General features: G+C 54.1%; 16 protein-coding genes. 8 read left to right on the forward strand and 8 right to left on the reverse strand.

The genetic code is table 11. The annotated features are described in order from the left end of the window. Positions 1-328 precede the first annotated feature (328 nt). Positions 329-1,702: a Gfo/Idh/MocA family protein gene (locus tag SH287x_RS00575; RefSeq protein ID WP_479516465.1), complete on the reverse strand. Its 1,374-nt coding sequence runs from the start codon at positions 1,700-1,702 to the stop codon at positions 329-331. Between the two features lie 545 nt (positions 1,703-2,247). Here SH287x_RS00575 and ilvE point away from each other — a divergent pair. Both ilvE and SH287x_RS00585 read left to right on the forward strand, forming a co-directional pair. Next, a complete protein-coding gene (gene ilvE, locus SH287x_RS00580; RefSeq protein WP_479516466.1) occupies positions 2,248-3,114 on the forward strand; it encodes a branched-chain-amino-acid transaminase in 867 nt (288 codons plus the stop codon). Positions 3,115-3,403: 289 nt separating this feature from the next. Continuing rightward, a complete protein-coding gene (locus tag SH287x_RS00585; RefSeq protein WP_479516467.1) occupies positions 3,404-4,753 on the forward strand; it encodes a Gfo/Idh/MocA family protein in 1,350 nt (449 codons plus the stop codon). Positions 4,754-5,056: 303 nt separating this feature from the next. Here the strand turns inward: SH287x_RS00585 and mqnC are convergent, their stop codons facing one another. Continuing rightward, positions 5,057-6,298, reverse strand: coding sequence for a cyclic dehypoxanthinyl futalosine synthase (mqnC, locus tag SH287x_RS00590; RefSeq protein ID WP_479516468.1), 1,242 nt, complete (start codon positions 6,296-6,298; stop codon positions 5,057-5,059). Then, entirely contained in the window at positions 6,267-7,298 is a 1,032-nt protein-coding gene (locus tag SH287x_RS00595; protein WP_479516470.1) for a menaquinone biosynthetic enzyme MqnA/MqnD family protein, read from the reverse strand. The genes mqnC and SH287x_RS00595 overlap by 32 nt, the downstream gene beginning before the upstream one ends. 491 nt (positions 7,299-7,789) lie before the next feature. On the opposite strand from SH287x_RS00595, the gene SH287x_RS00600 reads away from it, so the two are divergent. The 4 genes from SH287x_RS00600 to SH287x_RS00615 all read left to right on the forward strand — a co-directional run bounded on the left by SH287x_RS00600 (position 7,790) and on the right by SH287x_RS00615 (position 11,101). After that, positions 7,790-9,103 (forward strand): homoserine dehydrogenase, encoded by a 1,314-nt coding sequence (locus SH287x_RS00600; protein ID WP_479516471.1) that lies wholly within the window; start codon positions 7,790-7,792, stop codon positions 9,101-9,103. 130 nt (positions 9,104-9,233) lie between these two features. Beyond that, on the forward strand, positions 9,234-9,791 hold the full coding sequence (locus SH287x_RS00605) for a DUF2760 domain-containing protein (protein WP_479516472.1): 558 nt from the start codon (positions 9,234-9,236) through the stop codon (positions 9,789-9,791). 119 nt (positions 9,792-9,910) lie between these two features. Continuing rightward, positions 9,911-10,408 (forward strand): hypothetical protein, encoded by a 498-nt coding sequence (locus tag SH287x_RS00610; RefSeq protein ID WP_479516473.1) that lies wholly within the window; start codon positions 9,911-9,913, stop codon positions 10,406-10,408. A gap of 276 nt (positions 10,409-10,684) precedes the next feature. After that, complete coding sequence (locus SH287x_RS00615) at positions 10,685-11,101, forward strand: four-helix bundle copper-binding protein (RefSeq protein WP_479516475.1); 417 nt, start codon at positions 10,685-10,687, stop codon at positions 11,099-11,101. Positions 11,102-11,408: 307 nt separating this feature from the next. Here SH287x_RS00615 and SH287x_RS00620 read toward each other — a convergent pair whose 3' ends face one another. Next, entirely contained in the window at positions 11,409-13,337 is a 1,929-nt protein-coding gene (locus SH287x_RS00620; RefSeq protein WP_479516476.1) for a vWA domain-containing protein, read from the reverse strand. A gap of 853 nt (positions 13,338-14,190) precedes the next feature. Here SH287x_RS00620 and SH287x_RS00625 point away from each other — a divergent pair. Further along, complete coding sequence (locus tag SH287x_RS00625) at positions 14,191-15,063, forward strand: alpha/beta hydrolase (RefSeq protein WP_479516477.1); 873 nt, start codon at positions 14,191-14,193, stop codon at positions 15,061-15,063. 32 nt (positions 15,064-15,095) lie between these two features. On the opposite strand, the gene SH287x_RS00630 is transcribed toward SH287x_RS00625, so the two are convergent. Beyond that, entirely contained in the window at positions 15,096-16,118 is a 1,023-nt protein-coding gene (locus tag SH287x_RS00630) for a glycoside hydrolase family protein (RefSeq protein WP_479516478.1), read from the reverse strand. A 232-nt stretch (positions 16,119-16,350) separates the two neighbouring features. On the opposite strand from SH287x_RS00630, the gene lepB reads away from it, so the two are divergent. Further along, complete coding sequence (gene lepB, locus SH287x_RS00635; RefSeq protein ID WP_479516480.1) at positions 16,351-18,147, forward strand: signal peptidase I; 1,797 nt, start codon at positions 16,351-16,353, stop codon at positions 18,145-18,147. A gap of 24 nt (positions 18,148-18,171) precedes the next feature. On the opposite strand, the gene SH287x_RS00640 is transcribed toward lepB, so the two are convergent. From SH287x_RS00640 to SH287x_RS00650, 3 genes are all read right to left on the reverse strand, one after another. Then, a complete protein-coding gene (locus tag SH287x_RS00640) occupies positions 18,172-20,340 on the reverse strand; it encodes a hypothetical protein (protein ID WP_479516481.1) in 2,169 nt (722 codons plus the stop codon). A 79-nt stretch (positions 20,341-20,419) separates the two neighbouring features. Continuing rightward, positions 20,420-21,484: an Mrp/NBP35 family ATP-binding protein gene (locus SH287x_RS00645; protein ID WP_479516482.1), complete on the reverse strand. Its 1,065-nt coding sequence runs from the start codon at positions 21,482-21,484 to the stop codon at positions 20,420-20,422. Between the two features lie 351 nt (positions 21,485-21,835). Further along, the gene (locus tag SH287x_RS00650) at positions 21,836-22,300 is read right to left on the reverse strand and encodes a carboxypeptidase-like regulatory domain-containing protein (RefSeq protein WP_479516483.1); all 465 of its coding nucleotides are present in this window, start codon (positions 22,298-22,300) and stop codon (positions 21,836-21,838) included. Positions 22,301-22,343: the final 43 nt, after the last annotated feature.

Here is a 22,343-nt window from a genome sequence, read left to right on the forward strand (position 1 = left end):
ACGGCTTTGTCTTCGGGTTGATGTCGCCGCAACGTCCTCCGTTGTCGGACTTAACAACAGAAGAGACCCGAATTTTATCCTTTGACAATGCAGTCGTTCGGCATGCTCACTCTATATAAATGGAACAGCCAAAATAAATGGAACAGCAGGCAAAGCGATTTTTCTCTGCCTGCTGTTCCATTTATTTATTTAAAAACTTCTCACCTCGTGGTACGACCACTCTGTTCTGACAGGTTGCTGAACTTGTCCGCAGGCTCTTTGGCCAGTTCGTCACTCATCACTTAACCTGTCAAATCAGAAAGGAAGTTGCACGAGACCAGTTGTGGAGTTAACCCATCTGGATTTCATAGCCTTTGCGGTATTCACGGGAGAGGAAGGAATTGGCCTGGGCGTCGCCGACAATCTGTCGTGTTGCAGGATCCCACTTGAGTTCACGGCCCAATCGCATCGCAATGTTCGACAAGTGGCAGATTTCCAGCATGCGGTTATGTGACCACACATCGGAAACCGGTTGCTTTCGTGACTGCATGGCTTCAATGAAGTTCGTTGTGTGATTAGCACTCACCTTGCCGCCATAGACCTTTTCAATAGCCCCTTGTGGCAATGGTTTTTCTTTGAGATCTTCGACCGGCTTACCGGCCAGTTTGCCACGATTCACAAAGAACCGGCCTTCCGTTCCCTCAAAGAGAATGCCGTTGTCACCTTCACTGGTGATTATCATTTCCACATCGTTGGGCATCGCGACCTGAATCTTGAAGCTGGTGGCAGTGTTGTACTGGTCTTGAACTGTCGGCCAGCCATTCTTGTATTCCACAGGCAGCTTGTATTCGACAGGTGTGATTTTGCTGGGGCCAGTATCGGTGGCTCCCAGTGCCCAGCAGGCGATGTCGACATGGTGAGCACCCCAGTCGGTCAGTTTGCCACCCGAGTATTCATGCCAATGTCGGAAGGAGTAGTGCCCGTTGCTATAAAGAGGCACACCGGCCCCATAACCCTTTCGCAATTCGGGAAGCGCACGGTAGTCGACCTTGGGGGCTGGCCCGAGCCAGAATTCCCAGTCGAGTTCAGCAGGAACCTGAGTGACTGGAATGACCGGCGAGGCTTCCATGCCGTTGATCCCGCAAGTCACCTTCTTGACAGTACCAATCCGGCCATCACGAATCAGAGCAATCGCTTGCAGGAATCGCTGGTCAGATTCCGTTCGCTGCATGGTTCCGACCTGGAAAACACGGCCGGTTTCCTTGACCACTTTTTCGATCAGCTTGCCTTCGTCGATTGTGAGTGTCAAAGGCTTTTCGCAGTAAACATCTTTCCCGGCATACATGGCTTCTACAGAGATTTTGGTATGCCAGTGATCGGGCGTGGCGATCATGACGGCATCGATATCTTTGCGATCCAGAATCCTGCGGTAATCCTTGTAGGCATCTGGCTTTTTACCCTGGCGTTTTTCTGTGCGTTCAACATTTTCGCCCAGGATCTTTTCATCAACATCGGCCAGCGCTGCGAAATCGGCAAAGGGGAACGACTTACTGGTGATTCCCCAGCCTTGGTTTCGTAGTCCTATTGTGGCAAAAACAGGGCGGCTGTTGGAAGACTGGTAACCGAAAGCCCGGTGCATGGGCTGAATGAAAGCGGCAGCAGCACCTGTGGCAGCCACGGTTGCGAGGAATTGACGACGTGACGTCAGGTTTGCGTGTGACATAGTGGATACTCATCAGAGGAAAAGAGGAAATTTGCGGCGGGAGCGGCGGTTGGAGTCGCAGGCGAGAACGCTTTGGTCGTCAGTCATCCCACAGTTCCGCATCGATTCATGGCAGGCTCCAACGTACTTCACCGCCACAGACGAATCAACACATCGGAATATCCAGTTCCGAAGAAACCTTCGCTTAAGGCTCTCTAAGAAGATGTGATCTCACTACGAAAAAATGGGAGTGAATCATTGAAAAATAAGGCGATCGTATGGAACCGCTGCCGACTTTCATTGTCCAACCGGTCGAATGGTTATCATAAGCGGTGGTCACTCTCTTCGGAAGATGTTGTTAGCTCTTCAAAGTTTAACAAGTTTGCGGCAGGATGATTCAAACCGTATCAACCGAGCAGGAAATGTGAGGGGAACGGTCAATCCAGAATATGCCGCGTTCCCGTTTGACGCAGGCTGACACAGCCAGAGTTCCCCTCGGGCAATCAGCCGGATACAACGTATAGTCGACTTTTCACCATTGATGTTTTCCAGCGGGATGCGGACAGATGCCTCTCAAAATTTTTCTCGGTGATCGACTTGTCGATGAAGCCGACGCCAAAATCAGTGTGTTTGACCATGGACTTCTCTATGGTGACGGAGTGTTTGAAGGGATTCGTGTTTACGGTGGGAAAGTGTTCCTGCATGATGAACACCTCGAGCGGCTTTACGAGAGTGCCCGCGCGATCCGTCTGGTCATTCCCATGGAGCTTGAGCCACTGCGAAAAGCGGTGGAAGAGACGGTGGCTGCCAACAACATTCAAGATGGCTACATCCGACTGATTGTTACCCGTGGTGCGGGCAGTCTGGGGCTGGATATCCGCCGGACGTCGAATCCTCAGGTGATTGTCATCGCCGATACGATTTCGCTCTATCCACCAGAGACCTATACGCTGGGCATGAAGTTGGTGACAGCCAGCACGATTCGCAATCATCCGGGAGCACTCAGTCCCCGGATCAAGTCGCTGAACTACCTCAATAATATTCTGGCCCGTATTGAAGGAACGGACGCCGGAATGGTGGAAGCACTGATGCTCAACCACAAGGGGGAAGTGGCGGAATGTACTGGCGACAATATTTTCATTGTGAAAAACGGTGCGTTGCTGACACCGCCGAAAGATGCCGGGATTCTTGAGGGCATCACCCGCAATGCGGTGATGCGTCTGGCCCGGGAAGCGGGGTATCCCGTGCGAGAAGAAGCCATGACCCGGCACGATCTTTATGTTGCAGACGAATGCTTCCTGACGGGAACGGCGGCAGAAGTGGTGGCAGTGGTGAGTCTGGATGGGCGGCCGATTGGAACTGGCCAGCCCGGCCCGATCACTCAGGATCTGCTCAAGCGATTTCAGGAATTAACCCGCAAGGGTGGTTTCTGATCTGCACAGGCATGTTGGTTCACCGGTGTTGTCAGGCCTGAAATTGGCAGAATGTTGATGACTTCGGAGAAAATTCTCTGCAGGACGTTTTACGCGCAGGTGCCTGTTGATATATTTGACGGGTGACCGTCGACAGATCCTGACGAAAGAAAAGGGTTCGTTGTACCGTGACAGCCGATTCATGTTTGGTGTGATTGGCTGTCATGCTCCTGCCGCGCTCGCTGCTCCCCGCATTGGATACGACTGTCTGTTCAAACATCGTCGCCCACCACACCCAGAGGAATTCTTCATGCGAAGCCCGAATGGTTTATCAGCCGCGTCCCAGTCTAGCCGGCGTGACTTCCTCAAACAGACGAGTGCGATTGGCGCCGCTTTGTACGTGGGATCCAAGAGTGTTGTCGCCCAGGAAGCTGAGCGTTCGGCCAACAACGAAATCCGTTTCGCTTGCATCGGGGTGGAAGGCAAGGGGTCAAGCGATCGTGACGACGCTGGCCGTCATGGCAAGATCGTGGCGCTGTGCGATGTTGACACCGATCGCCTGGAAAAGGCCGCTGCCCGCTATCCACAGGCCAAGAAGTATACTGATTTCCGCAAGATGTTTGACGAGATGTCCAAGGACATCGATGCCGTGACCGTCAGCACGCCTGACCACACTCACGCCGTATCAGCAGCTCGTGCTCTGCGGGAAGGCAAACACCTGTTCTGTCAGAAGCCACTGACTTACACCATTGAAGAAGCCCGCCTGCTGCACCAACTCGCCAATGAAAAGAAGCTCTGCACCCAGATGGGGAACCAGGGGACTTCCTCAGGCGGCCTGCGTGAAGCGGTTCAGATCATTCGCAAGGGTGATCTGGGTGCTGTGAAAGAAGTTCACATCTGGACGAACCGCCCGATTTGGCCACAGGGTCTGGGACGTCCTGCTGGTGAAGAAGCGGTGCCTAAGAATCTCGACTGGGATCTGTGGCTCGGGCCTGCTCCTTTCCGTCCTTATAATGCGGCTTACGCTCCTTTCAAGTGGCGTGGCTGGCTCGACTTTGGCACCGGCGCCCTGGGCGACATGGCCTGTCATACGATGAATATGTCGGTGATGGCGCTTGACCTGTTTGATCCGGTCTCCGTGGTCGCGGAATCATCGGGGATTATTGAAAACGAGTCGTATCCCAAGAACTCGAAGATCACCTACAAGTTCAAGGCAAACGACAAGCGCGGCCCAGTGACCCTCCACTGGTACGATGGTGGCAATCGTCCTGATCCTTCACTGATGCCTGGTGTGAAGCAGGGCGCGAGCGGTTCGCTGGTGATCGGCGAGAAGGGAAGCATCTTCTCGGATAACGATTATCACGGCACCTACACACTGCTTCCTTCCGACCAGTGGAAGGAATATGTGAAGCCCGAATACAAGGTTTCCCCTGGCCACTTCAAGGAATTCGCTGACGCGATCAAGGAAAACAAGCCTGAACTGGCGATGTCAAACTTTGATTACGCTTGCCGCCTGACCGAAACCGTCCTGCTGGGCAACGTCGCTTTGCGTGCCGGTAAGGAAATCGAGTGGGATGGCGTCAACATGAAGGTCACCAACATTCCCGACGCCAACAAGTTCCTGACCCGCGAATACCGCAAGGGCTGGGAATTGACCTAAGGAACGGTGAAAGTCCTTGTCTTGATTCCTGGTGTTGACATGAAATTCCGGGAATTGAGTTACAAGTGATGGGCACGATGAGAAGCCCGGTTTCTGTCATAGAAACCGGGCTTCCTTTATGTCGCAAGGTTCATAAATAAATCGTGTGCTGAGTAGCAATACGCATTCCAGAAATCAACGGCGCGTTGAGAGATGCGCAAAGCCGCAAGCATGGCACACAGATCGCTATTTTAAATCGGAATAGGTGTCGCATGCTGCGATGCGAACAACGGGGCGTCCAATAATGGACAAGCTTGACGAGGTCTACGATTTCAGGATTGGCAGAAGGTTGCCTTGGGTCGCGGTGATTGCTTCTGTTGCCACTGAGGTGGAGCAGGAAGAAGTGTTGGTACCGCACGATCCGGTGGAAGAATTCTCCGCAGAAACGGACTTCACAGGGAGATCGGGTAACAAGGTTCCTTCCGCCAAAGGGTACTGGTCGATGTAGTCATAGAAGACATTCCGCTGGCGGGGAATGTAGCCCGCATCTTCGATCAGCCGTCGGATCGTCGAAAGCGTGAGGTGGTGGACAGTCCCGGCTTGCGCCACCACGTTCTCTTCGATCATGAGGCTTCCCATGTCGTTCGCACCATAGAAGAGAGCCAATCCGCCGATTTTTTCGCCTTGAGTTACCCACGATGACTGGATGTTCGGAATGTTATCCAGATAGAGCCGCGCGACGGCCTGCGTCTTGAGGTACTCGAACGCTCCGGCGGGTGGAATGTGCGCCATATCGGTGTGATCGGGCTGGAATGACCAGCAGATGAAAGCGGTAAAGCCGCCGGTTTCATCCTGAAGTTGCCTGAGGCGTTCGAGGTGTTCAATTCGTTCGGCCAATGTTTCGACGTGGCCGTACATCATGGTGCAGGTCGATTTGCCGCCCAGTTCGTGCCAGACGCGATGCACGTCCAGCCAGTCGTCGGTCATCACTTTACCGCGAGTGATTTCTTTACGGACGCGGTCAACCAGGATTTCGCCACCACCGCCGGGAAGACTTCCCAGGCCAGCATCTCGCAAGCGTTCCAGAATGGTCTTGAGTGGCAGCTTATTCACTTTTGTAAAGTGATAGATCTCTGGCGGCGAGAACCCGTGAATGTTGACCTGAGGAAAGGCTGACTTCATTCCCCGCAGCATCTCTTCATACCATTCCAGCTTAAATTGAGGGTGCAGCCCTCCTTGAAGAAGGATCTGGTCTCCGCCCAGTGCGACGGTCTCTTCAATCTTCTGGAGAAGTTCTTCCTGAGAAAGAACGTAACCTTCCGCATGCCTGGGTGGACGATAGAAGGCACAAAAATCACAGACCGCCGTACAGACATTCGTATAGTTGATGTTGCGATCAATGTTGTATGTGCGAAATGGCTCGGGATGCAGGCGGGTCGTGACCCGGTGGGCCGCTTCACCAATGGCCGGCAGATCATGGGAAGAGAGGATGGCCACCCCTTCCTCGAAGGTCAGGCGTTCGCCGGCAACAGCTTTATCGAGCAGCGACTGGATCGCGGAAGTCACAGGATACTCCTCGAGGGGCCAGTTGGAGCGAAGCGGCTAGCTGATAGTACAACTGCAAGCCCTGTCGTTCGTCTGATCCCAATGTGAAAAACAGATTCTCGGTGAAATAGCGGATGATTTCTTTTGTCGTCATCTGCAAAAGTGGCGCTTCGCGGCGAGCAATGGCTTCGATGCGAGCCACCCCGCGATCACGTGATTCGGCAAGTTGTCGTTGCAATGTCTCGAAACGCTGCGACGGCCTCCATCGTCCCAGATCGTGACTTGATTCACCACCGCACAAGCCTTGAAGTCGTGATGCTTTGGCCTGAGTCATGGCTTTCTCAGGTATGTTATCGACAGGCAGGCTCCAGGGAACAGGAACGTCATCAGGTTCGTGGGAACTGTTTTTTTGAACCGGTTGATGAGGATTGGCAGTGATGTTTGCGTTGGTGTTGATCGCGGAGTTTTTTGTGCCATCGCTTTCTGCACAGAATTGAGGGCTGGCGACCCACATGGCGAATACAAACGGCAAGCCGGTCTGTTTGAGCCATTCTTCGCCCAGATCCCACACATCGTGGAATTCTTCTCGCGGGGAAGACATGGCTCGATCACCGATCATCAGCACTGCGTCGGCGGTGGTCTCTTCAATGCGTGTCGAAAGCGGAAAAGGTTGTCGCTCGGGGAGCAGCCCATATCGCTCATGAAGCAGGATTCTCGCAAGAGCCGCACTGGTTCGCGACCCTTCATCCAGGGCGACCGTTCGGATCGATTGCCAGGGGACGCGCGTATAAAGCTTCACACTATGCACCGCACCGTGTGTGGCCACACAGGCATCGGACACCACCCGGCAAGCGGCATGCTCGGCAATACGGAAGTATTCAATCGACGGAATTAAAGCCACATCCAGCCGACCGACCTTCAGATCATCCGCCAGACGACTGGGATAATCGAGCCGTAATGTGGCCTCGGGAAGCAAATGCTCCAGGTCTTCAATTAGCGGCTTGGAGTTGAGGTACGTCACCGCCCCCACTTGAAATGAAGAGAAGTTTGTGGAAATCGGAGACCTCCTTTCTGTCAGCCGGGATTATCCCGATGTTGAACTCGGATCAGCCCAAGCAGGATACAGGTTTTACGGTCACGAGAAGATTTTGTCGTTTGAAGGAGCCAAATCATTCTGGAGAACCGTTCTGCGACGAGAGATGGTGTTATTCAAAATATGGCCTGGCCTATCGCATGAAGATTTACAAGTTGTTTGGCTGATGTCTGTTACATGATTTTCACTGCGGTGTACTTCAAGTGAAATTTCTCGCCAGCCGCCGCTGTGTGGAATGGGGCTGGCGTGGTCATTACGATTTCTTCTGGTTATGTTCTTTTGGTCGTACGGAAGTTGTTCTCCACTCATGGAGAACCGCAATCCCACAACAAACTTAACTTTCAGATGCCCTGAATTGAGATGACAGTTTGTCTCTGTCTCTCATCGTGGGGCTTCCTTCTGAGATCGTCGGACACCTTATGTCGGTTGCACCCTTGCAGGTTGGAATTATTGGTCTGGGAAATGTCGGAACCGGTGTGGCCAGGATTCTCACCGAGAACCCTGACCGGATCACCGAACGGGCCGGCCGATCGATTCAACTGAAACGAGCCGTTGTTCGCAACCTGAATAAGCCACGAGACATCCGTCTTGAGCCAGGTGTCTTGACCAACGACATTGATGCTGTGGTCAATGATCCGGAAATTACCGTTGCCATGGAATTGATGGGCGGGATTCACCCGGCGCGAGAAGTCATTCTTTCGCTTCTCAAAGCGGGCAAAGATGTTGTTACGGCGAACAAAGCGTTGTTATGTGAACATGGCGACGAGATTTTTCACGCCGCCAAAAAATATGGTCGCACCGTCTGCTTTGAAGCGGCGGTGGCGGGGGGGATCCCCATCATCGCAGCCGTAGGGCAGTCGATGGCGGCGAACCAGATTATTGCCATTCAGGCGATTCTCAACGGCACCAGCAACTACATCCTCACCGAGATGCAGACGCATGAGCAGCATTACCATACTGCGCTGAAGCAGGCTCAGGATCTGGGCTATGCCGAGTCTGATCCCACTTTTGATGTCAGTGGTCTGGATGCGGGGCAAAAGCTGGGGATTCTTTGCCAGTTGGCTTTTGGAACACGGGTCACGACCAATCAGTTTGATATTCAGGGCATCGATCACCTCGATCTCAGCGACCTCAAATGTGCCAGTGATCTGGGTTATCACATCAAGTTGCTGGCTCAGGCACGGCTTACCAGTGGTCAACTGGAAATGAGTGTGCGGCCTACTCTGATCAAGAAGGATACGCCGCTGTCTCAGATTTCTGGCCCGTTCAATGCCGTGCTGCTGGAAGGGGACATGGTGGGAAAAATGTGGTATTCCGGCCGTGGGGCTGGCCAGGCGCCCACAGCGTCTGCTTGTGCGGCTGACCTCATCGACTTAGCGGTGGGACGCGCTCAGTTGACGTTCAACCGTCTTGACCTTTGGCGAGACAACCCCGAATTCCCAGTCATGCACGCCGACCAGACGCAAAGCCGGTACTTCCTCCGCCTGCGGGTGGAAGACAAGCCCAACGTGATGGCTGAAGTCACGGGGATTCTGGGGGCGAAGGGGATCAGCCTGGCTTCCATCGTCCAGCCAGAGGCTCCTGAAGTGGATCCCAAGAGCAATACCCCGGTCGTGCCGCTCATCATCATGACACATCGGACATCAGCCGGTCAGTTACGTGAGGCGCTGAGCGAACTGGAGCTTTCCAGCAGCGTTCGCGGCCCGCGCGTGTGTCTGGCGGTCGCGGATTAAAGGATCGAAAATGATTCGTAGGGCAGGCTCCCGCCTGCTAGCCACGATCACCTGATCCTCAATCAAGAAAGGCAGGCGGGAGCCTGCCCTACGTGAATAGAGCCTTGAATCGGAACGAAACGGAGTCGGTATGATCCATCTGGGAACCGCGTTCAAAGCCTTTTTTGGCACTTTGTTCAACGATGAAAAAGCGGCTCTGGTGGAAGGTGCATTGGCAGGCAAAACGCTGATTCCTTCAGAAGCACCGGCACCTGCTGTCGTACCGCCCGTCAAGCCTCAGTCTCCCGTGGCTGTGGTCACTCCACCCACTCAGAATCCTGCTGTCACTTTGCTGGCGATGCTTCAGCGGGAGGCTCGACTGGTTGATTTTTTGCAGGAAGATTTGACAGGGTTTGACGACGCTCAAGTGGGGGCAGTGGCGAAGGATATTCACCGCGATTGCCGTAAAGTGGTGAGTCGCGTCTTTGGCCTGGAGCGGATTGAGACTCGCGATGAGGGGACGCGCGCGACAGTCGAAGCCGGGGAGATTGGCAACCGCTGGACAGTCACAGGCAAGGTCGATGGCGGGCCTCCCTTCACGGGAAACATCGTGCATGGGGGCTGGCAGGCCACAAAATGCGAGTTGCCCCAATTTTCAGGAAAGCCAGAGGTGGCGTTGATTGTTGCCGCTGCAGAACTGGAAGTTTGAAAACTGGTCTCTCGCTTTTCTCCGTTCTTGCGTATGATGTGTTGAGCGAATTCTGGCGGACGAGGTGTGTCTGCGTTTCTGAGTGATCGGGACTTACAAATCGAGTAAGGAACGGGATCGTGTCGCGTGCCTTTGTTATGGCTCTGTGCTTGCTGCAGATTGGCTCGGGGTACGTCCCGGCGATTCTGCTCACACAGTGCTGTGGCTCAAGGCAGATCGCTGGGCAAGTTGATCCTTCCCTGACGTCTTTTTCCCAGGATGAGGCTGGCCACTGCTGCCGTACCTCCGGCACGGAAAAACAGGCAGAACGGACGGACTCCTGCCATCAACCAGCAGAAAGCGTGCATCTTCACTGCTGCCTAGATCCTTATGGCCTGTTTAATCCCGGGCAGACCTGTCCCATTCTTGAGGCGGCTACTCCTGACCATGCCATTCCCTCGACGATGGTGGACTATGATGCGGCTGGCTTATTGAGCCTGGTGACTGCCATTCTCCCCGTTGCAGCCGATCTTCCCGGAAGCTGCTGCTGGGTGGTGAATGTCCCCATCAATCCCACAGAAAGTCCTCACTTCTCGCCTCCAGACAGGCAGAAGCTCCATTGCAGTTGGCAATGTTGAGCGTCTCTGGCATCTCTGTTGATCCTCCCTCACTCTGAAGTGTGAAGTTGATCACAGGTTCTCGTTGTGCTTTGTTGAGTCGCCGATTTTCTTTTCAGCACGCCCAACGAAAGCCCATCGCTAACGCTTGTCATTGGCCCGATGAGTTCACGCATTGTGCGTGCTCATGATCTCTGCATTTCCGAAATTTACTCGCTCTGGTCAGGGAAAGACGCGTTGTTTGCTGTCCACCGGCCAGGCGTTCATTGCCTCATTGATTAAGAGAAGGTTTTCATCATGGATCGTCGTACTGCTTTGAATTCGATGCTGGGTGCGATTGCAATTGCCTCCTTGGCCGCCACTGGCACCACCAGCCTGACGCGTTCAGCGACAGCGTCTGCGATCGTCGCTGAAGATGATTGCGCCAAACAATGCCGGGAGTGTGCGGCAGTCTGTGCTGACTGCATTGAATGCTGCAAGAAAGATCGTCCCGAGTGTGCCAAGTGCTGCGAGATCTGCTCATCGATGTGCATTGTGTGCGCAGGGATGATCGAGACCAAATCACCGCACTGGAAAGCTGCTTGTGAACTGTGCGAAAAGACGTGCCTCGACTGCGTGAAGATGTGCAGCGCCAGCAACAAGCCATGCTGTCAAGAATGTGCTGAGATGTGCGCCAAGTGTGCGAAGGCTTGCGCCAAAATGCTTGGCAAGTAAGTCGGGGCGGTAGCCATCAAATTCTTCTCTCTGAGGGAGAAGATGGCCGAAGGCCGGATGAGGGGAAGGGGGGATTGGTGTTAGCTTTGGAAACACGGCTGGTTCATCGATCCCCTCGCCCAGTTTTCTCATCCCGGGCCTCTCCCACGAGGGAGAGGGAGCTTCCCCGGATAGACACTGAGTGACACTCAACAGGCCATTTTATGTGGCGAGTCGTAGGATTGAGGATGCAGGTACGGAAGGATGCTGTACCTTATTCAACCCATCCCCATTCAACCAATCCTCCAAGACAAAGCCGTGACTGGGATTAAATCTCGCGGCGCACCGGGCCGCCGGCAGGGATCATTTTTTTCACTTTTTTGCCTGTCTTGGGATCTTCTTCTTCGGCAAATCGTGGCCGTAATTTCTCGTTGCCACCACCACCAGCACGCATGGGAGCGGGGTTGTAGTAGGCTTCCTTCCAATCCCAGCCCAAAGGACGGCTTAATTCACGCTCGGCCAGCAACGCCCAAGGGGTTCCCGCATGCTCGTCAACAACGCGTTTCAGATACTCGTTCGCGCGGTTGCCCAGTTTCTTGACGCTTGCCCCTGAAGTGATTTCCTTGGCAGGAACCAACTCCCAGCGGTTGTTACCCTGCTTCTCGAACTTACGAGGAGAAGCCTTCATTTCAGCCAGCATGGTGTTGTAACCGAAGGCACGGACTTTCAATGCCAACAGTCGACCCATGGCCAGATCGTAGTTTGCTTTCCAGCGAGGTTCAGTGACTTTGGCGCGATCTTTTTCACCGACTTCCAGTTGAGTCAACAGCTGAGAAATCTTGTAGTCGAAATCGGCGAGAGGTCTTTGTGCCCGGTCAATGGCCGTTCGCAATTCACCATCATTCGCAGCAGGGAAACCAAGGTTGGGCAGAGGAATCTGAACATCCTTGTTCTGCTCAGCAAGAGCGACCAGCGCCTGCTTGGCCATGTTTTTGCGGATGTCGGCATCCAATTGCGGGATGGGTCGGTAATCGGGCTGATAGTTCCGCATGGTTTGTGGATCCAGCGATGGCCCTTTGCCTGCATCAGCGACAAAGAAGAGACCCCCGGTTTCTGCACAGAGACGGGTCAACCCGTAGGGGCCGAACCCCGATGAAAGGTTTTCCAGGCCATACGCATTCACTCCCCAGAAACCCAGATGGACAAATTCTTGATAGAAGGATTCCGGCCCGCGTTCCATCACGCCGATCACCTGCTCCCCATCTTCCATCTGGAAGGGTTCTTCAATCTGGCGTTTTCCGAAAGGAGCGGCATCACCGACGACGTAACAGCGAATCCCGGCGCGTTTCGTCACGGAAATGGCCTGTTCCAGTTTTTCGCGGGCATCAGAGCCGGCTTCATCCGTCACGACAATCATCATGACGTTCCGGCCCATTTTTGTCCGGTAGCTCATGAATTTGCTGGCTGCGGTCATCACAGCGCCGAAAGTGTTTTCCAGACCGCCGGATTCGCTTTTCACACCCCGCACCGTCTTGATGAGTTGCGAAACATCGTCCAGAGGCTCATCTGTCAGAATGCGTGTGTTTTCCCCGTAGGTAACAACCACGGATTTCAACGCCTTATCTGCGGACACATTCATCGCATTCAGTTGGTTGTAAACGTTTTCCACGCGGTCAGCGATGATATTGCGGCGCTTGTGCAACGAAGGCGACACATCAAACAGCCAGACAACGAGGGTCTTTTTCTCTCGCAATGAGGCCGCAATTTCAAAAGCCATGCGATCAACGGCCCCTTCAACTCCTCCAGGGTGCTCAGTGGCTCCCTGAGTGCTGATTGCCTGAGTTAATTCAGTGCGGGATGGCTCGACGACAACTGCAACCGTGGGGAGTTCTGGTCTGAAGGGTTCTTCAAGCTGTTCTTTGAAGTCTTCTTGCGATTTCATTCCCATCGTCACAGAGGCCGTTTGAGAAGCCCCCAGCATGTGAGAACTGGTATCGCTGTTGCCCATGTTGTCCGAAACGGTTGTATCAAACCTGTATTCGGCTTCTTCCTTGGGAGCTTCTTCCAGAATGCTGGTGATCGCCAACTGCTCACGGATTGTGGCTGAGAAGGTAAACAGCGAGACCACAAAGAGGAGCACCAGATGGAAGCCCACGCTGACAGTCCATGCACCGCCCTCTTTGATCCGCTCCCACCAGGGCGGGGCGAAATCCATCTCGTAGATGATGTCATCCTGGGGATGAGGGATGCTGGCCATGACTTCTCCAAAAACCTGGTCACCTCGGTGCGTCCACTGAGATGAGGCTATTCATTGTGCGTTATTCCCGCCTCAGCTCAAGGGATTTGCCGCGAGCTGAAGGCGATCTCTTTTCTCTCAAGACACGATCTACAAAATACCAACCATCATCGCAGCAGAACGCGCAATTCTGCAGCACGTCATCGTAATTGCCTGAATGTTACGCTATCGACCAATTTCCAGAAGTGCAATTACCGACTTTGTCAAATTCCTCGCCATCTCTCATTCCGGACATGTTCTTAACACCGAGTTTTTTGTGACCCTCTATCAAATGGCTTCGATTCCGGTCTTAAACATCGTGCCTGCTTCTCAACGTCCCCTGCTCAAAGCTTTGAACAAGCACGCTCACCCCAATGCTGCGAGTGTGACACAGCTTGACTGAGAAAATCGTAAGTGCAGCATCACAAGTAAGATACGATGATTTATCTGTATCTTTCAGCAAGTGTGACAATCCAAACCAGAGCCTCTCCCGCACTGCCTCAGAGATTTACCTCGGAAGGGTGGGCAAACGTTCGATGATTTCCCCAGTCTGGTGTTCCGATTCTGGAAGTCTTTCCTGATTGCTCTCGCGAGATTTTGCACGAATTGGGTGAACTGGGGAGAGGCTGTAAAGATTTGTCGATGAGTTGAACTGTCCGGCTAAGGCGATGAAGATGATCCGGGAAAGAAAGTCGCATTTCTCCACTTGAGGAAACCGGATGATCGAGAGAATTGCGATAGTTTCCTTCAATCAGTTGTGAATCGGGCAGCCGACAACCGATGTCAAGGAATGTTGTCTTCGCCGATGTCATGTCAGCCTTGGAGGAATTCCCCGGTGAATGGTGCCTGCTGGCTCTCAGAGGTTCGTACCGCGGACGGGCTGGATCTCCGCTACCGTGACTTTCGCCCCGATCGCAGTGCGGGCTGGGTCACGATGATTGTGCACGGAGTCTCGGAGCATGGCGGCCGCTATAACCATGTTTCCCGGTGGCTGTTGCAACGCGGTGTCCGCGTGATTGTGCCCGATTTACGCGGGCACGGTCGCTCAGGTGGGATTCGTACTGATGTCCGCACGTTTCAGGACTATGTGCAGGATCTCGTGGCGATTCGGAATCAGTTATCTCTCGACCCCAGCAAACTTCTGGTGCTTGGCCATAGCATGGGTGGGTTAATTGCCTGCCGTTATGCCGAAACAGACCCCCGTGGCCTGGGTGCTCTGGCGCTCTCCTCTCCATTGCTGAAGATGAGCCAGCATGTTCCGCTGGGATTGCTGGCTGTGGGTGCTCTCTGCAATTATCTGGCGCCCACAACCCGCTTTGTAACAAAACTGCGCCACAAGCAAATGACTCATGATCCCGAGTTTATTGCCCGCCGCCGGGAAGATCCATTTCTTCAGCGAAGCATTACCGCACGCTGGTTCTTTTCGATGCAATCCGCTTTACGGCAAGTTCACGATCACGCTGCACGAATTCGTGTCCCCGTGAAAATTATGCAGGGGAGCGATGACCGAACTGTTGATCCGCGTGGCTCAATGGAACTCATGTCAGCCTTGTCCGGGCAGTTTCATGATCTCCAGATTCTTCCCGATCATCTGCATGAGTTATTGAATGAAAGTGACTGGGAAACGACGCTGAAGAGTTATTACGACTGGGCGGTGAATGAACTGATTCACAAAGGCGGTCGCCATCAAATTCGTCCGACAGGTTGAAATACGCCTGATCTGATGAGCTTTCAGCAGGATCATTCTATAGGGCCGACATGCACAACGACTTGGTCGTGCATGGTATAGAGACGATACCTCAGGCCATCGTGCACAATGATGCCGCTGGATTTGTTTTCGTCGATGGGGCGTAAGGGGCCGTCGGGATATTTCTCCCAGTGAATCAAGTCGGTTGAGCGGGCCAGACCGGTCGCCCAACGTCGCGGGGCCATGGTGTCGCCCGTTCCATGAAAGACCATATAGTAGAAGCCACCATGGCGGAAAATCTGGTTGGCAGCGATCAGTACCTGGTCAAAGTTCTGGGGGCCAGGAACCAGAACCGGAGTATCGCTGACATGATTCCAGACGTGACCATCGGTTGATGTCGCATGCCAGATACCGGCGTCTCGTCGTTCATAAAAGAGATGCCAAACGCCATCTTCGATCCAGAGTGTGGGGGTGCCATAAGGGCCGGGTGGGATCCGTTCACCATTGGTACGACGGATTTCCACGCCTCCCAGAGGCTTCCAATCTTTGCCGTCGGATGAATCGAACCACTGCATCTGATCGTCTTTTCCCTCGGCGAACATGACAAAGCGTTTCTGGCCAGCAACTTTGTCACCAGTGAGGGGAATCTGGCGAACGCAGACATCTTCGACCCATTCCCCCGGCAAGAACGGGCCGTCTTGAACCCGCTTCCAGGTTAAGCCATCAGGGGATGTGGCCATGCCCAACTGGCGAATCCCGGACTTGCTGCCATCGTATCCCGTGAACCAGAGTCGCCATTCATGCGGTGAGAGTCGCATCAGGTCGCCTCGTTCGCGAATTCGGGCATCCCACGGGCTTTCAGAGAGGCTGCCAGATGGGTTTTCAGCGATACCTCGTCCAGAAAATAGAGGTTCCTGAACAAGGGGGACAAATTCCGTCAGTGCTTTGGGCCATGGGGCTTCAGCGGCGTGAACCCAGGGGGCGGCCACGAGTACAACAACAGCCGAAAGAGCGGCAACCATCGATTTGCCAATGACTTCCAGCAGATTTTCTGGCAAGCTGACCCGTAATTTCATGTGGTATCGTTCCTGTTATTGATGATGCACCGCAGAGAGTGACTCCCAACTTCTTCCCTCCGAAATCGACGATCACAAATTTGAAATTGTTGTCGATCTTCTCGGGGTGACCTGCGGTGCATACACTGGAGAGGGCATTGGTGAGGCCATGCAGGCCCGGTTTGTTTTAAGATGCTGATCAGGGGCGTGCTGTTTCGCCTGTGATATTCTTCCGAGTTCCGGCCAGATTTTCATGCCGCAGTTGCCGCCCATCAACCATGACCGGGATATTCCGCAGCCGTCGGCAACCGCTGTGGCCAGTGGAGCACTGCGTACGACGTTTGAATCAATTGTCGCTTTGTTGCTGGCGGTCATTCTGTTTCGCACGTTTGCTGCAGAAGGCTTCATGATCTCCACCGGGTCGATGGCGCCGACTTTGCTTGGTTTTCATAAGCGGGTGGCGTGCCCAAAGTGCCAGGAGCTTTTTGCCTACGGAACTGCCTGGGACGAATCGGCAGCGGGGCTTGAAGCGTCGTCACCCGAGTTCGCTGTCGAACGGGCCATCTGTCCCAATTGCAGCCAATCGGGAATTGACCTGGCCAATGTGCCTCGTAACCATGGCGATCAACTGCTCGTTAATAAACAGGCATATTTATGGAATCAGCCCGCCCGCTGGGAAGTGGCGGTCTTTCGTAACCCGAACCTGCCGACAGAAGCCTATGTGAAGCGGATTGTCGGTCTGCCGGGTGAAGCCGTCCGGATTCAATCCGGCGATCTCTGGATCAATGACCATCTGGAACGAAAGCCCCTGAAGACACAGCGTGCTCTGTGGATCCCGGTCTTTAATCAGGAACATCACCCTCGCGCAGACACCAATTTTCACGAACGCTGGGTGCCTGAAGAGGGCGTGATCGACTCAACGTCTCAAACGAGAGGTTGGCGAGTTTCCGGAACAAGCTTTCTGTTCCGTGAAGGAGCCAGCACAAATTCCAGCCCTCCCCCTCATAAAGCCGAAGCTGACAGAGTTGAAGATAAGCCGCTGGCCATGGCAGCAGAGGCCACCTCGAGCCAGACTTTGGAGAAGCCAAAACCTTCAACCGAAGTTTCGTGGGTTGAATACCAGCACTGGATTCGTGCCGGCGGGACGCATACGACCACGGTGCATTTAAGCCATTGGCCGAAAGATCTGGCGGCTTCAATCCTGCCTCCCTCAGGAATTAAATATCAACCCGAAAAGCAGCAGTTCAGTTGCTACGGCGTTCTGGCAGACGACATGGTTTCCTTTTTAAAGATCAATTCTAAAGATCCCCTCTTTCATCTTGCGGTCGATCAGTTAAAAGCCGCTTCCCATTTAGCGCCCATCACGGATCGCTACGGCTACAACCCTCCTGAAGCCGCGATTGAACCAAGTGCGGTGCGTGATCTCGCATTTGTTTCCGAGTTGGCATTTCCTCAGGGGCCTGCCCGTTTTCTGGTACAAATGACAGATGGGAAAGAACGATATACCGCCCGATTCGATAGTGAGCGGCAAGCGGTGATGCTGTTCGGTGAAAGCGAAGATCGCCCGCTACGTATTGGCCCCTGGACGCCTCCCGAACCGGGTCAATCGATCAAAGTTGAAGTCTCGATGATCGATCGACAAATCGCTCTGGCGATTGATGAGCAGGAAGTATTCCCCGCGTGGCCCCTGTCGCCAATACCACCGAATGTTGAACCGCCCAGAATGCCGATTCGATTCGGAGCCACGGGGGGGACGGTGCGTGTCTCTCGTCCTGTTCTCTATCGGGATATCTACTACACATTTCAGCGGAGTCGGAATGGTGTGAATCGTCCATATCAATTGAACGAGGACGAATATTTCGTACTGGGTGACAATAGCCCGGTCTCACACGACAGCCGGCGGTGGGAGATGCCAGCCGTTCATAAGAACCTGCTGGTTGGCAAGCCGTTTCTTGTCCACCTTCCGTCTCAGCCTGGGCGGTTAAAAGTGGGTGAGCATGAATGGCTGCTGCGGTTACCCGATCTGGATCGGGTGCGATTTCTCCGATAACGCCGTCAATTGAAAGCAGCACTGTCAATCGGCTTGTTGTCGCAAGGCGTTGTCCCACCATTTCGTCAATTGGGGATGCCAGAAGCGGAGATGGGCCAGCGTGGCCAGCACAAAGAATATCAACAGGCTGATTCCAGCTCCCAGCCAGACCATCTTTGGTTGATAGCTCCAGACCAGTTTTGCTTCCGCTTCTGTGAGTGCTGCGTGGCGACTCAGCCCCTCTGGTTGCCAGTCTGTGGGAACACCATTGATCGTTAACTTCCAGTCTTTGTCGGCCAGTTCGTTCAACACCAAAGTCCCCGCAGGGCCAGTTGCGACCTGAAGTTCTATCAACTGAGGTGTGTGATGAATGAACTTGATGGGGCGCTGTTCACGAAGGCCGGCTTCTTCAAAATATGCGCGGCCAAGTGGTGATTTCAGCTGGTACAGATAAAGAGGTTCTTCAAAGCGTGCCCATGCGCGATTGAGGAATTCATCAAAGCCCGACCAGACCAATTCCAGTGCTCCCGAGTGAGACGGTTCGAGCGGAGTCATCGAGAGCCAGTGAGTGACTCCCTGCTTCGAGAGAAATTCGATTTGTTCGCCGAATGGGGCCTCTTTCGGGAACTCGGCATCTTGAGCAAAGTAAGCCGCCGGGCCAATCCCCAGATACACGGGTGTTGAAGACTGCCCCAGCAGATTGGGCAGGTTCGGGCCGGGAGCATAGAGCCGCACGGGTTGATGCGGTGAATCAGCCAGTATCTGACGTACGCGGCTTTGAGAAGCAAACTGATAGGGCGACTTTTCAAGAATCACACCATAAGTCGCCTGAGAGGCCACGATCCCCAGATCGAACCACGTAAAGATCAGCAGCAGGCCCCAAAGAGGGAAACGCAGCGGGCGGATCATCAGAGTCATGACAGCATCCCAGGCCATCGCCCCGGCGGCCGCCAGACAGAAGGTCACGAGCATTCCGAATCGTCCGGGGCCAGTAAAATAGGCAAACCCCGGAAGCTTCGCCGTGACGATCAAAGGAAGCCCTGTGGCAAACAGGGCCGCAACGGCCGCAGAGATCAACAATGCGGGAATCCATCCCGAAACAGGTTTTTTCTTGAGAAGAAAGAACCCCATGCCGGCTAACCCTAACCAAATCGCAAGCCCCGCATAGAGATGAGCTTCCACCCGGTTTGTGCCAGCATTGCAAAGACTGGTCATGCGGGGGAGCAGATCATCGACATTCGCGTCCTGCATCCACCACGATGGCATCATTAGTTGTGTCAGGAACAATGGGGGGATATGTCCATATCCCGGCTGAAAACTATTGCCAGCTTCGGCTCGTTGGGATTCCCCTTTTAGCTGCCAGGTCGGTAAAAGCTGGATGGCTCCCAACCCCAGACCACTGACCATTGCCAACAAAAGTGCGGCGGCCAGTGGTTGCCATCGCCATGGAGCGGCTGAAGGTTCTTTTTCTGCTGCAGCTTGTTGCCGGAAGATGACGGCCAGACGCACGGGGACGTAAACCAGCCACGTCAGCAATTCCAGAAACGCCAGGTTGTAATGGCCCGAGAGCAGTTGCAACCCCAGCATCCCGGCGAGCGCCAGAGGATACTTCCAGGTGCGATAGAGGAAAAACCGCTCAATCAGCCACAATCCCAGTGGAAGGTAAAGGCCACCAATAATGGCCCATTCAAAGATGATTCGCGTGGGAAACCAGCCGTAAACATAGACAACGCTGCCAAAGATCGCCGCGGGGATCGAGAGGCTCAACTGCCGCAGATACAGCCACATCGCCAGAAATGCAGCCACATAATGGAACATCTGCTCGACGACGTACGCACGATCTGGAGTAAACAGCCAGACCGTGAGGAATCGGGGCGGATAAAAGAGACCCGTCTGACTTTCGGCCACCACGGGGTAGCCATGACCTGTCCAGGAATTCCACAAGGGAAGCCGACCAGCATTCAGTTCGTGCTGAAAGAAGGCTTTTTGTGGGAGATAATACGAATACAGGTCGCCACCAATCAGCGTGGCTCCTTCAAAGAATGGCAACCACCAGAGGACGCATAAGCTCAAGCCGACCAGACAGGCCACCACCACTTCCACGTGCGGAGAGAGTGCCGGGTTCTGTATTGTCTGTGTGGTCGTCGACGCTTTCCCCGAAGGGGATGGCTCACTGTGCCGCATCTTGTCACTGTGTGGCTTCTTGCGAGACATCAGCAGTAACCTGTTCCGCGCTTCGGGAAGTTTATCTCAATGGTGATGAGTTCATTCTGTGAAGGGAATGCTCTGAACGCTAGAGGATCTCCAGTGTCGGCAGGCTTGGGGCACTGAGCAGGCTTTTGGCGATCTGCTCAGCGACGTTTTCACAGATCGTCAGCAAAGCATCGCGTGACGTGTTATCTTCGCGCACCAGTCGGGCAATTTCCCCGGCATCACCTGCCACGCGGATTCCGGCTTCCATGGGGAGTTCGCCCAGAAAAGGGATCCCCAGTTCCTGGGATTTGGCTTGAGCGCCGCCACGACCAAAAATGTCGCCCGACATGTTCTCGACCATCCCCAGCACGGGAATCTTCACTTGTCGGAACATGCTGACGGCTTTCACCGCATCCAGCAGCGCGACCTGTTGTGGACTGCAAACCACAACCGCCCCCGCCAGTCCCAGCAGTTGTGACAACGTGAGCGAGACATCGCCGGTTCCGGGAGGCATATCAATGATCAGATAATCGAGCGGGCCCCATTCGACCTGCTGGAGAAACTGCGAGATTGCCTGATGCAGCATGGGGCCGCGCCAGATGACAGCCTGGTCTTCTTTCACAAAGAAGCCCATCGAAATGGTGGGCAGCCCGTTGGCAATCACGGGCTGAATCCGCATCAGTTTCTTGCCGTCCGGCCCGGTGCGTTCCACCGCCACTGGCTGTTCATTCTTCCCCACCAGATGGGGCACGCTGGGGCCGTAGACGTCCGCATCCATCAAGCCGACATTCGCGCCCAGTTCTTGCAAGCCATAAGCCAACGTGGCGGCGATAGTGCTCTTGCCAACGCCCCCTTTTCCACTGCCGACAGCGACCACGTTTTTGATGTTCAAACCAATCGCGCCGCCGGAGTTTTTCCCCTTGATGTTCAGTTCAAGATCAAGCTCGACCGGCTTGCCGGCAGCTAAAGGAGCCACCGCTTTCAAGACCGTCTCTTTGAAGGCATTGGCTTTGACATATCCGGGGAAAGGGATATCCAGCGCGATAATGACCTTATCGTCTCTGAGCGTGACTCCGCGGACGAGTTTGAGCGATCCCAGCGTTTGGCCCAGGTGCGGATCTTTGATCGCAGAAAGCGTGGAAAGCCAGGTCTGTTCGTCAGCCATAGGAGAGAGCAATCTTCAGCAGAGAAAACGGATGTCGCGCCTGAATCAAAGAGGGTTCGGGAAAACGCCACCGGGGCAGTCAGCAGACTGCGCTTCAATACACACGTTTCCCGAGATTCTTGTCATGGCCAAGCCCGAGTTGCCAAGACCAGCCAGCAGTGTTGCCAGATGAACTTTGCAGTCTCACCTTCAAATTCTGGCAACCCTTTTCATGAAATGCCAGTCGTGATGCCATCACATCAACGTTCAGCAAGGCATCTGACGGGCTATAGAAAGGAACGTCGGGCATGCCCGGCACGCCTGAATTGAGACAGGCATTCCGGGCAAAGACCTTTGTCAGCTTGAAACGGATTACTCTTTCACATCGAACGTAAAATCGGCAGGCTTGCCTTCGGTGATAGAGGCTTCCAGCGGCGTTTTTGACGAGAGGCTGTATTTCTCGGGAACGATCCAGGTCACTTTCACGACCGTGGGCGGTTCCGTTTCCGGGAACTTGGGATGGGGCTTTGTCTCGACTTCTTTCTTGGTAATCATGACTTTGTACTGGCCAAGCGGTGCTCCATCATTTTGACCGAAGGTGGAAAGGACAAACTTCCCCTGAGCATCGGTCAAGGCATAGGGAGAATGCTTTCCTTCGACGGAAAAGAAGCTGATGCTGGCCCCTTCGACCGGTTTGCCATCGTTGAGGACAACCCCTTTGGCAGGAAACGTCTTGGGACGATCCTTCGTCCATTTGTCATCAGCACCGCCGCCACAGCCAACGCTCATTAAACACGCCAGCGCCAGGCAGGAAATGAACGGAGTCTTTTGAATCATGAGATGTCCTGTCATCAGGAGTGAATTGAAGAGAGCGGCATGA

It is taken from the genome of Planctopirus sp. SH287 (assembly GCF_056500625.1).